The following is an 11196-nucleotide window of genomic DNA, read 5'->3' on the forward strand; positions in this document are numbered from 1 at the left end:
GCGCCGCCGTCGTTTATGCGGTCAGCAGCCGCGGCCCGGGGTCAGCTGTGGCGCCCGGCAGCGGTCCTTGCCAGCAGCACTTTTTCGTCCACGGCTGCCTTGCCGCTCGCCCGCTGGGCCCTGAAATGCGCCCGGGCTTCGTCCTGGCGGATCTTCTCGGCGCCGGTTGCGACTGCTGCCCGGACATGCTCATCGCCGTAGCCGAAGGCATCCACCAGGTCCAGCGCGTGCGGGCGGATCTTCACCAGCAGCCGGTTGATGTATTCGCCCACCGTGCGGCCGCGCTGCATGGAGAGGCGGCCGTTCATGAGGTACCAGGACAGGTTCTTTTCGATCAGGCTGAGGCCGAAGAGGTCCCGCAGCCAGGTCAGCACCGTTTTGGTGCCGGGATCCGTGACGTCGCGCAGCGCCTCGGTGAAGGCCTCCCACTGGAGCAGTTCGGCATGGGCCTGGGCTGCGTCGATCAGTTCGTTCTGGTGCCGGTTGAACAGGGCGGCCCCCTTTTCCTGGGAGAGCCTGTTGCTGCCTTTCAGCGCGGACGCGGCCTCGGCCACCATGGTCTGAACCCGGTCGGTGAGGAGGGCACGCTGGCCTTCCTCGTCACGCAGGGCGATCGCTGCTTTCTGCACCGACCCGGTGTCCGCCATGAACTGGGCCACCTGGCGCAGCCCCGTGCGGTGGATGGCAGTGCCGGTCGCCTGGCCCACCACGTACCGGGCCAGGACGCCGAAGTCCACGCTGCGGAATTCCTTCGCGTAGTCGGCCAGGAGCCGTTTCGCCACCAACTGCAGCAGGACGGTGTTGTCCCCCTCGAAGGTGGCGTAGACGTCCAGGTCTGCCCGGAGCGAGGCGAACCGGTTCTCGATCAGGAAGCCGGCACCGCCGCAGGCTTCGCGGCATTCCTGCAGTGTGTCGAGGGCATGCCAGGTACTGAGCGGCTTGAGTGCCGCGGCGAGGGTTTCCAGGTCCTGGCGGTCCGCGTCGGTGTCGGTGGCGCCGGAGAAGACGTCGTCGAACTTCTGCAGGAGCTGTTCGTGGGCGAAACCGGCGGCGTACGTGGTGGCGAGCCGGGTGAACAGCCGCCGCTGGTGGCGCTGGTAGTCAAGCAGGACTTCTTCATCCGTGTGGCTGGACGCGTTGAACTGGCGGCGCTCGGCGGCGTAGTGGACGGCTGCCTTGAGGGCGACCTTGGAGGCCGCCACAGCCGCCCCGTCCAGGGAGACCCGCCCCTGGACCAGGGTGCCGAGCATGGTGAAGAACCGCCGGCCCGGGCTCGCAATGGGGGACGAGTAGGTGCCGTCGGGGGCCACGTCACCGTAGCGGTTCAGGAGGTTGGTGCGGGGGATCCTGACGTTCGTGAAGTGCAGCCGGCCGTTGTCGATGCCGTTGAGCCCGCCCTTGACGCCGTCATCCTCACCGCCGATGCCTGGAAGGAATTCCTTCGTCCGGGGGTCGCGAAGGTCAACGTAGAAGGCATGGACGCCATGGTTGACGCCCCGGGTGATGAGCTGCGCGAACACCACGGCTCCCAGCCCGTCGATGGCGGCGTTTCCGATGTAGTCCTTCCACGCGGCGCGGAAGGGGGTGTGCACCACAAACTCTTCGGTTTCCGGGTGGTAGGTGGCGGTGGTGGCAATGCTGGCCACATCGGAGCCGTGCCCTGTCTCGGTCATGGCGAAGCAGCCCGGGATTTCCAGGCTCATGATGCCGGGAAGCCATTTGGTGTGGTGCTCCTCGGTGCCCAGGTGCATGACGGCCGAACCGAAGAGGCCCCACTGCACGCCTGCCTTGATCTGCAGGGACGGGTCGGCGACCACCAGTTCCTCAAAGCCGGCGATGTTTCCACCGTGGTCGTCCGAGCCGCCCAGGGCGGACGGGAAGGCACGGTGGACGGCGCTGTTGTCCACCAGGTACTTCAGCTGCCCGGACACCCGGGCGCGGTGGTCGCTGTGCGTCATCCCCTCGATCTTGTGCAGTTCGGGGCGTCCTGCCAGGTCCCTTGACTGCAGCCGGACAGCCGCCCACTTGCCGAGGAGCTGCCGGCCCAGTGCGTCTACGTTGACCGCAGGCTGGGCGTGGTCGGTTACGGGGTGGGCCGTGGTGGCAGGCTTGTGGCCCTTGCCGGCGGGGCGGTCCACTACTTCGGTCATGTCAATATCCTTTGCTGGTGCTGACAGGCGGTTTGGTGGTGCTTGAAGGGGTCAGTTCGGGGGCTATGCCGACGCACAGCCAGGCGGTGATCTGCCGTGCCATGGCTTCCTGGCCCGGCTTTGCGGGGGAGTCGGGCGTGCTCAGCCATTGTTCGCCCGCATTGCGGACCAGGCCGATTGCCGCCTTGGGCCAGTAACCGATGACGGATTCCTTGCCATCGCCCAGATGCGAGCGCATGGGCGTGGCGATCATCTCCGCCACGGCGTCGAAGAAGTGTCCCAGGGCTCCGGAGACAGGGCCTCCCGCGGCATTGTCGGCAGACTCCGCAGCCGCGGAACGGGTAACGAAGGTGTAGACGTTCTGGCTCGTGTCGGCCATCTGCAGGTAGGCCGACACCATGGCCAGCAGCCCTTCCCGGGGCGTCAGGGCACTCTGGGCGGCCTCCCGGATGCGGCGCTGCATCTGGTCGAGCACTACTTCGCCCACGGCCTGCTGCAGTCCGGCCTTGTCTCCGAAGTAGCGGTAGAAGACCGACTTGGATGTTCCGGCAGCGGCAGCGATGTCTTCCATGGAGGCGTCGCTGCCCAGCGCGTGCACCGCACGCCGCGCCTGCTTTATCAGCTGGCGCCGCCGCTCCTCCCGGTGTGTCTGCCAGCGTGCCGATCTGCCGTCAGCACTTGCCCCGGCAGGTGACGCGTCAAGGGAGGAGTCCGAAATATTCACGATACCCAGCGTATCAGGTACGCTGGGTATCGGTAATCGCTTGTGACCAGAGGAGACAGCCATGTCCATTGACGGACAGTCCATCAACGGCCCCGCAACACCAGGCGCCGCAGCCAGTTCCGCCCCTGCCCTCCGCAGGGCTGTCGTTGTGGGAGGCAACAGGATTCCGTTTGCCCGCTCCGGTGCCGCCTACGCCAAGTCCTCCAACCAGGACATGCTGACGGCGGCCCTGGACGGCCTGATCGCACGCTTCGGGCTCCAGGATGAACGGCTCGGTGAAGTGGCAGCCGGCGCGGTCCTGAAGCACTCCAGGGACTTCAACCTCACCCGCGAGGCTGTCCTGGGGTCGGCCCTGTCCCCGGAGACTCCCGCCTATGACCTGCAGCAGGCATGCGCCACTGGACTGGAAACCGTGGTGGGGCTTTCGAACAAGATCAAGCTGGGCCAGATCGACTCGGCAATTGCCGGCGGCGTCGACTCCGCTTCTGACGCGCCCGTGGTGGTAAGCGAGGGACTCCGGGAAGTGATCCTGGACCTCAACCGAGCCAAGACCCTTCCGCAGCGGCTCCAGATCCTCAGCCGCCTTCGGCCCAAGGACCTGGCCCCGCTGGCACCGGGAACCGCTGAACCGCGGACGGGGCTTTCCATGGGGGAACACCAGGCGCTTACCACGGCGCAGTGGAAGATCTCCCGTGAGGCGCAGGACGAGGTGGCCCTGAACAGCCACCGGAACCTTGCCGCGGCCTACGATTCCGGATTCTTCGACGACCTCGTCACGCCCTACCGCGGGCTGACGCGGGATGGCAACCTTCGGGCTGACACCTCCATGGAAAAGCTCGCGTCCCTGAAGCCGGTCTTCGGCAGGAGCCTGGGCGCCGACGCGACCATGACCGCCGGCAACTCCACCCCGTTGACGGACGGCGCCTCCACAGTCCTGCTGGCCTCGGACGAGTGGGCCGACGCCCGCGACCTTCCCAAGCTCGCAGCTGTGGTGGACGCCGAGGCCGCTGCGGTGGACTTTGTGCATGGCAAGGACGGGCTGCTGATGGCGCCGGTCTTCGCCGTGCCCCGGCTGCTGGCCCGGCACAACCTCACCCTGGCGGACATCGACTACTTCGAGATCCATGAAGCCTTTGCAGCGACGGTTCTCAGCACGCTTGCCGCCTGGGAGGACGAGGAATTCGGCCGGACCCGGCTCGGCCTGGACGGGGCATACGGCAAGATCGACCGGGCACGCCTCAATGTCAACGGATCGTCGCTGGCGGCCGGACACCCGTTCGCCGCTACCGGCGGCAGGATCGTAGCCTCGCTCGCCAAACTGCTCCACGAAAAGGGCAGCGTTGACGGACGTCCGGCCCGGGGCCTGGTTTCTGTTTGCGCGGCCGGCGGTCAGGGCGTCGTCGCTCTCCTCGAATCGCTGTAGGGGGACCGGATGACGGACAAGTACGCCCAGCTGGTGAACCAGGGGCTCGGTAAGAATGTGGCCAAAAAGCTGGGTCTGCCGCAGCCGGCAGTCCTGCGCAGGTACGAACCCGGGCAGCCGCTGGTTACCGGACCTGTTGTGGTCCTGGGTGAAACGGCAGCAGCAGACAAACTGGCCGCAGAGCTCTTGTCATGGGACCTCGATGTCCGGCGGCATGCGGTGCCGCGGGAAAAGCTCGGCGCCATCATTCTGGTTCTGGACGAGGTGGCGCACCCCCGGGATCTTGAGAAACCGGTTCTTGCCGCAGCGGGCTCCCTCCGGGACCTCGGACCCTGCGCCCGCGTGGTGACCGTTTCACGGCCGTCCGGGGAAACAGACACACCGGCGGCGGCCGCTGCCCGGCAGGGCGTGGACGGGTTCCTCCGCTCCCTGGCGAAGGAACTCCGTGCAGGTGCAACCGGGAACGGTATCCTCCTGGACGGGGGAGTGGAGGCAGCAAGTCCTTCGGTCCTGGCTGCGCTGCGGTTCTTCCTCTCTGGCCGTTCGGCCTACGTGGATGGACAGTTCCTGACCGTTTCCAGCGCGGCCGGAAGCCTGCCCGACGACGTCGAGCGGCCCCTGGCAGGCAAGGTGGCCGTGGTGACGGGGGCAGCCCGGGGAATCGGCGCCCAGATCGCGCGTACCCTGCACCGCGACGGCGCCACGCTGGTGCTTGTGGACCTGCCCGCGGCAGGAGACCATTTGGCTGCTGTGGCCAACGCGGTGAAGGGGACTGCCCTTCAGCTCGACATCACCCGGGAAGACGCCGGCCAACGGATCCTGGAACATGCCGTGCAACGGCACGGGCGGCTGGACATCATGGTCCATAACGCAGGCATCACGCGGGACAAGCTGCTGGCCAACATGGACCACGGACGCTGGAGCTCGGTGATCAACATCAACATCTCCGCCCAGCTGCGGATCAACGAGGCCCTGCTCGCTTCCGAACACTTCGGGCCGGCGCCACGAATTGTCTCTGTTGCCTCCACCAGCGGCATAGCCGGCAACCGGGGGCAAACCAACTACGCCGCGTCAAAGGGTGGAGTGATGGGGATGGTCCGCGCAACGTCATCCTTGGTGGCGGCTGCCGGAGGCACCATCAACGCCGTCGCGCCGGGGTTCATCGAAACCGAAATGACCGAGCGGATTCCGTTCGCCCTGCGGGAAGTCGCCCGCCGGGCCAACTCCCTGCAGCAGGGCGGCAAGCCGGCCGACGTCGCCGAAACCATAGCGTTCCTTGCCAGCGATGCCGCCGGGGGCATCAACGGCGAGGTACTGCGGGTCTGCGGGCAGAACATGGTGGGGGCATGACGCCCGCCCAGCCGGTCATCCTCGGCGACATGCCCTCGCTGTCCAAGCTCTACGTCAACGCGGCCGCCCAGGCGGCCAGGCGCCGGCTGCTGGGGACCCACGACCAGGCAGACCTGCCGTCCGAGACCCACGAGGTTCGCGGTGTGACCGTGGACGTGGCCAACCTGACCGCCTACCAGCACCTGCTGGGCGAGACAGCCAGCGACGTCCTGCCCGCCGGGTTCATCCACGCCCTGTCCTTCCCCGTGGCCATGAGCGTGATGAACCGGGATGACTTCCCGCTGCCCCTGCTCGGCATGATCCACCTGCGCAACCGGGTGGAACAGCGCTCGCCCGTCCTGTTCACCGACGCCCTGGACATCACGGCCCGGGTGGAGAACCTCCGGGGCCACCGCGCAGGTACGCAGGTGGACGTCATCGCGGAGGTGCGCCTCGCAGGGAAAGATGACATCTCCTGGCATGGAACCTCCACTTACCTGGCCAAAGGGGTGTTCCTGCCCGGCATCGATAAGCCCTCGGCGGCACCGCCAAAGGGCGACTTCAAGGCCCCGGATCCGACGGCGCTGTGGCAACTGGGCGTGGACGCGGGACGGGCCTACGCCGCCGTGTCCGGCGACTTCAACCCGATCCACCTCAGCGTGCTGTCAGCGAAAGCCCTGGGCATGCGGCGTTCCATCGCCCATGGCATGTACCTCGCGTCGCGGGCGCTCGCCGACGTCGGTTCAGTGCGCGGTGATGCCTTCATCTGGGACGTCGATTTCGACGCTCCGGTTTTCCTTCCCAGCCGGGTGGCGCTGGAGATCGGAAGCGAGCAGGACGAATCGGGGGCCTGGCGGCGGTCGGGCTTTGTCGCCTGGAACCCCCGGTCCGGCCGGCGCCACTTCAGCGGTTCCGTCACCGCGCTTTAATCGGCCGGGCGGACCGCCCGCAGGATGCGGTGGAGGCTCAGCAGGATCGATTCCGACGCGGGTACGGCATCGCCCGTTGGTTCCCGGGAGGCGGTGGCAGCCATGCAGGCTTCCACCGCTTCCCGGGCCGCCCGGAACCGCTCTCGCTGCGTCGGTTCGTCGCTGTCGCTGAAGGAGCGCAGCAGCTCACCGGTCGCCGTCATGGCATCAGCCAGCGGTTCGCTGTCCTGCACCGGGACGGCGTAGGGCGCGTCGCTGACCCAGATCACGTCCGACAGCACATCGGTCATGTCCTGGATATGGAACGTCACGCGTTCGAGCTCGCGCAGGTTCCGGTAGTCGAGGTCAACGTCCCTCGGGTGGAGCTTCCGGCGGGGGTTCGCGCGGCGGCTTGCGTCCGCTTCCTTCACCAGGTGCCGAACGGAACGCGCAGCCTCAGCGAGTTCGTCGGACCGTTTGGACCAGGCTTCGTGCTCCGGAGGCCATTCCTCCTTCAACGCCTTCCCCATGTCGGTCAGTTGCTGGCCGAGGGCGCGCCGGAGGTCGTCCAGGCTGGCCGCTGCTGCCTTCAGGTGCAGCGGTGGCCACAGCAGGAAGTTCACGGCGATGCCTACCGCAACGCCCACGCCCATTTGCAGGAGGTAGCCGAACGAAAAGTCGTCCGGATTGCTGCCGCCCACCAGCAGGACAAGCAGGGCCGCCGTCGGAATCCAGTCGCTTCCGGAGCCGATGCGCGGCAGTCCGCCGAGCAGGACGCCGATGCCCATGAACACCGCCACGGTCAGCGGGGAAGGATCGGTGACGCTGACCAGGACAACGGCAAGCCCGATGCCCAGGGCGAGGCCGGTGAGGGCCTGAAGCCCCTGCTTCACGGAGCCGGCAACGTTGTGGTACATCGCCACCAAGGCACCCAGGGGTGCGTAGTACGGATAGTTGGCCGCGGCACCGGGCATGTGGGGTGCGATGAGGAATGCCACTCCTGCGGCTACGGCCGCTTTCGCTGCCAGCTGGAGCCGCTGGGCGGCGAATGCCTCCGACAGTTCTGCCAGGGCATTCTTCAGGAGGCGGGTTCCCCTGGCCCACCGGGCTTGCTGCCGTACTTGAGTGTTAGCCATCCGGTCCACAGTATGGCGCTTTGCGTGGGCGTCCAAAGCTGCTGGTCAGGGCCCCGGAGCAGCGGCCGAAACGGCTGCAGGAGCGGCTACCGGGAGAGGGCCGCCGCCGAACGGCGCACCTCGGAGGCAAGCCGATGGGCTCTGCCTGGCGTACGTCCGTCCTCTTGACGGCGGGGGATGTAGCCGAAGGCCAGGGAGTAGGCGGGGTCGGCGAAACCTAGTGCCGCGTTGGCCCCTTCATGGCCGAACGCGCGGTGGCTGCCGAAGTTCCTCGAGGGATGCGGCTTCATAAAGACGACGGCGAACGCGTTGTCCAGCCCTGAGGACCGATCAAGCCCCCACACCTGTTCCGCGGCCATCAGGTCAATTGTTCCGGGTGTGAGGAACGGCGGTTCGCCCTCGGCGCCGGTGGTGGCGGCAGCGTACAGCCTGGCGAGGCCTTCGGCCGATCCGACGCCGCCGGCTGCTGACATTCCTGCCGCGCGGACACTGCGGATGTTGGGAAGCTCCATAATGGTGCTGACCGGAGCGTTGCTGTTCAGGCCGTCCAGGCTGAGTGGATCGAGCCAGGGTTGCCCGGCCGGTCCTGGTAGAGGACGTCACGGTAGCGCGGTTCCAGGTCTGCCGGCAGGCCCAGGAAGAAGTCGACGTTCTCCGGCTTGCGGATCCGGCGCTCATAGAGGCTTTGCAGCGATTCGCCCGCCGCGCGCCGGCAGAGCTCCTCCATGAGGATCCCGATGGTCAGGGCGTGGTAGCCGAACTGGCGTCCCGGCTGCCACGTGGGTTTGGCCGCGGCCAGCCGCTCGGCGGCAGCAGGGGTGGTGAATTCATCAAGGCCGAAGCCGCCCTCAAGGCCCAGCAGCCCCGCCTGGTGGGACAGGGCCTCGCGGACCAGCAGCCGGTCCTTTCCATGGGCGCCGAACTCCGGCCAGTAGCTGGCCACGGTGCCGTCCAGATTAAGGAGCCCGTCCTGGACCAGCAGGGCCACCACCATCGCTGCCACGCCTTTGGAACAGGAGTATGCGCCGGTGAGGGTGTCCGGGCTCATGTCCGGGCCACCGGTAAGGTCCACAACGCGCGTCCCGTGATGATAGGCCGCTACCTGGGCGCTGTAGCCGGAATCCTCGACGAGGAAGGACTCAAACAGTTCCAGGACATTGTCAAAACCGGGCGCTGCGAAACCGTGGGATGTCTGCACCCGGACAGTTTATCCAGAAAACGCTTTCCTTCTAGTGACCGGCTCCGTGTCCTGCTGCTACTTCCTCGCCCTTCCTGACCGGGCCCGGGGGAGTCCCGTCCCCGAAAGGCCGGCCGCCCAGTGCCTCGCGGCCGTGCTCTTCGAGCCATCCGCCAAGGTCGGGGCCGGCGGGGACGATCCCGGTGGGGTTGATGTCTTCATGGACGATGTAATAGTGCTGCTTGATCTGCACGAAGTCGGTGGTGTCCCCGAAACCGGGCGTCTGGAAAAGATCCCTTGCGTAGGCCCAGAGGGCGGGCATTTCGGTGAGCTTCTGGCGGTTGCATTTGAAGTGGCCGTGATAGACGGCGTCGAAGCGCGCCAGCGTGGTGAAAAGCCGGACGTCTGCTTCCGTGATGGTGTCTCCCACCAGGTAGCGCTGGCGGGATAACCGGTCCTCCAGCCAGTCCAGGGCCGCCCACAAACGCTCGTAGCTGAGTCGTACGCCTCCTGGGACCCGGCAAAGCCACACCGGTACACCCCGTTGTTAACCTCGGTAAACACCCTCCTGTTGACCTGGTCGATCTCTTCGCGCAAATGTTCCGGGTACAGCTTTGGCGCGCCGGGCCGGTGGAATTGGGTCCATTCCGTCGATAAGTCAAGGGTGATCTGCGGGAAATTGTTGGTGACGACTTCTCCGGTCGCGACGTCGACGATGGCGGGGACGGTAATGCCGCGGGGATATCCCGGGAACCGCTTGAAATATGCCTCCTGCAGCCGTTCGATCCCCAGGACCGGATCCACGCCGCCCGGGTCGAGGTCGAACGTCCAGGAGCGCGCGTCGTGGGTGGGCCCGGGCTGCCCCAGGGAAATGGCGTCCTCCAGGCCCAGGAGCCTCCGGACGATGACCGTCCTGTTGGCCCAGGGACAGGCCCGGGCTGCGATGAGGCGGTACCGCCCTGCTTCCACCGGCCAGCCCGGCTCGCCGTTGTCGCCCGGCCTGGCATCGCGGGTGATGCGGTCCTCGATGTAGTTGGTGTCCCTGGTGAATTCGGCACCGCCGGTTACGTAAGCGCCGCGGGTGCTGTGGTCCGCCGTCGCGCCGCTGGCGGCCTGCTGGATGCTGTCCGTTTCCTGGCTCATGGCATTAGCCTAAGCGCCCCGGCCAAGGATCAGGGAGATCGGCTGCCAGGCAGCCACCCAGGAACCTGCAACGAGAACGGCAAACAGGAAGATCCATACACCGGACGGCACGGCCGTGGCGCGGTACAGGAGGTAGGCGTCGGACGTCGCCAGCCGGTCCCTGCGGCGGAGGTGGACGTTTGCCAGCTTGAAAAGGTCCCTGACGGCTGCCACCAGCATCGCCAGGCCCAGGACAACGGCGACATGGCCCACGAAAGCATGGGGCACGAGCAGGATGAGGGCGAGGGCACAAGCAATGGCAACGGCGGTGACAAGGAATCCTGCCAGGTTCCGGAGGAAGAGCATGGATGCGACCAGCACAAGGATGCTGGCCGCGATCGCTGCAGGTCCCCAGCCGCTGAAACCGGCAGTCACGAATCCCGCGCCGACGACTGCGGGGACGGGGTAACCCCAGAAACACGACCAGGCCGCGGCGGCCCTGCTCCGGCTGTACGTGGTGGTGGTTCCCGAATGGTCGAGCCGCAGCCTGATGCCGGACAGCCGCTGCCCGCTGGTGACCGCGGCAAGGGCGTGCCCCAGCTCATGGACCGCGGTTGCCAGCAGTCCGAAGTACCGCCAGGAGCGGCGGGGAATGGAGAGCGCCGTTGCCACGAGGAGCACCAGCAGGAGCTCCTGGAAGGTAATGGCCGGAACCTCCGTACGGCGGAGCGATTCGACCAGGGTTTGCCACAGATCCATAGCCGCCCACAGTACTAGCGGCTGCTGGACGCTGCCTTGGAACCGCCTTAAACGCGGAAAGGCACGCTGCCGGGCAGCGTGCCATTCAAGCTGGCGGAGCCGCGGACTTATCCGCAGCGCCGCGTCAGGCCTGTTTTCCTAGCCCTCGCACTCGGTGCAGTAGCTGTGCCCGTCCTTCTGGCGGGCAATCTGCGACCGGTGGCGGACAAGGAAGCAGGAGTAGCAGGTGAACTCGTCGTCAGCCTGCGGAATGACCTGTACCACGAGCTCCTCGGCGACGAATTCGCCACCGGGGACGCCGGCGCCGTCGAGCCCGTCAGCTTCATCCAGCTCAAGGACAACGCTGCGCGCGTCGGGAGCATTTGCTGACTGGAGCTGCTCGAGGGAGTTGTCCTGCGATTCCTTGACGTCGGAACGCAGTTCATCGTAATCGGTTGCCACTTTGGGTGCTTCTCTTTTCTTTGGTTC

Annotated in this window: 8 protein-coding genes and 2 pseudogenes; 3 read left to right on the forward strand and 7 right to left on the reverse strand. The window is 66.8% G+C overall.

The window, feature by feature from the left end; all coding sequences use genetic code 11:
• Window positions 1-41: 41 nt before the first annotated feature.
• Together G205_RS14050 and G205_RS14055 are read right to left on the reverse strand one after the other, a co-directional pair.
• Entirely contained in the window at window positions 42-2150 is a 2109-nt protein-coding gene (locus G205_RS14050) for an acyl-CoA dehydrogenase family protein (protein WP_009358557.1), read from the reverse strand.
• A 1-nt stretch (window position 2151) separates the two neighbouring features.
• A complete protein-coding gene (locus tag G205_RS14055; RefSeq protein WP_035753153.1) occupies window positions 2152-2874 on the reverse strand; it encodes a TetR/AcrR family transcriptional regulator in 723 nt (240 codons plus the stop codon).
• A 61-nt stretch (window positions 2875-2935) separates the two neighbouring features.
• Here G205_RS14055 and G205_RS14060 point away from each other — a divergent pair, with 61 nt between their 5' ends.
• The 3 genes from G205_RS14060 to G205_RS14070 are packed head-to-tail and all read left to right on the forward strand — an operon-like array spanning window position 2936 to window position 6555.
• On the forward strand, window positions 2936-4297 hold the full coding sequence (locus G205_RS14060) for an acetyl-CoA C-acetyltransferase (RefSeq protein WP_009358559.1): 1362 nt from the start codon (window positions 2936-2938) through the stop codon (window positions 4295-4297).
• 9 nt (window positions 4298-4306) lie between these two features.
• A complete protein-coding gene (locus tag G205_RS14065) occupies window positions 4307-5647 on the forward strand; it encodes a 3-oxoacyl-ACP reductase (RefSeq protein WP_009358560.1) in 1341 nt (446 codons plus the stop codon).
• Entirely contained in the window at window positions 5644-6555 is a 912-nt protein-coding gene (locus G205_RS14070) for a MaoC family dehydratase (protein WP_009358561.1), read from the forward strand. The genes G205_RS14065 and G205_RS14070 overlap by 4 nt, the downstream gene beginning before the upstream one ends.
• On the opposite strand, the gene G205_RS14075 is transcribed toward G205_RS14070, so the two are convergent.
• The 5 genes and pseudogenes from G205_RS14075 to G205_RS14095 form a co-directional block, all read right to left on the reverse strand.
• The gene (locus tag G205_RS14075; RefSeq protein ID WP_200859165.1) at window positions 6552-7670 is read right to left on the reverse strand and encodes an FUSC family protein; all 1119 of its coding nucleotides are present in this window, start codon (window positions 7668-7670) and stop codon (window positions 6552-6554) included. The genes G205_RS14070 and G205_RS14075 overlap by 4 nt on opposite strands.
• An 86-nt stretch (window positions 7671-7756) precedes the next feature.
• Window positions 7757-8868, reverse strand: a pseudogene (locus tag G205_RS24080) (serine hydrolase domain-containing protein).
• Window positions 8869-8899: 31 nt separating this feature from the next.
• Window positions 8900-9990, reverse strand: a pseudogene (locus G205_RS14085) (glutathione S-transferase family protein).
• A 9-nt stretch (window positions 9991-9999) separates the two neighbouring features.
• Window positions 10000-10728 carry a M50 family metallopeptidase gene (locus tag G205_RS14090; protein ID WP_009358563.1) on the reverse strand — a complete coding sequence of 243 codons (729 nt, stop codon included), beginning with the start codon at window positions 10726-10728 and terminating at the stop codon, window positions 10000-10002.
• 138 nt (window positions 10729-10866) lie between these two features.
• Window positions 10867-11169: a DUF4193 domain-containing protein gene (locus G205_RS14095; protein WP_009358564.1), complete on the reverse strand. Its 303-nt coding sequence runs from the start codon at window positions 11167-11169 to the stop codon at window positions 10867-10869.
• Window positions 11170-11196: the final 27 nt, after the last annotated feature.

The organism is Arthrobacter nitrophenolicus, assembly GCF_000332815.1.
Lineage (GTDB): Bacteria > Actinomycetota > Actinomycetes > Actinomycetales > Micrococcaceae > Arthrobacter > Arthrobacter nitrophenolicus.

What these genes read in the sequence shown, in the direction of transcription:
- G205_RS14090 (WP_009358563.1), bottom strand. Translation starts at nt 10,728, where the DNA reads ATGGATCTGTGGCAAACCCTGGTCGAATCGCTCCGCCGTACGGAGGTT.
- G205_RS14060 (WP_009358559.1), top strand. Translation starts at nt 2,936, where the DNA reads ATGTCCATTGACGGACAGTCCATCAACGGCCCCGCAACACCAGGCGCC.
- G205_RS14075 (WP_200859165.1), bottom strand. Translation starts at nt 7,670, where the DNA reads ATGGCTAACACTCAAGTACGGCAGCAAGCCCGGTGGGCCAGGGGAACC.
- G205_RS14065 (WP_009358560.1), top strand. Translation starts at nt 4,307, where the DNA reads ATGACGGACAAGTACGCCCAGCTGGTGAACCAGGGGCTCGGTAAGAAT.
- G205_RS14070 (WP_009358561.1), top strand. Translation starts at nt 5,644, where the DNA reads ATGACGCCCGCCCAGCCGGTCATCCTCGGCGACATGCCCTCGCTGTCC.
- G205_RS14050 (WP_009358557.1), bottom strand. Translation starts at nt 2,150, where the DNA reads ATGACCGAAGTAGTGGACCGCCCCGCCGGCAAGGGCCACAAGCCTGCC.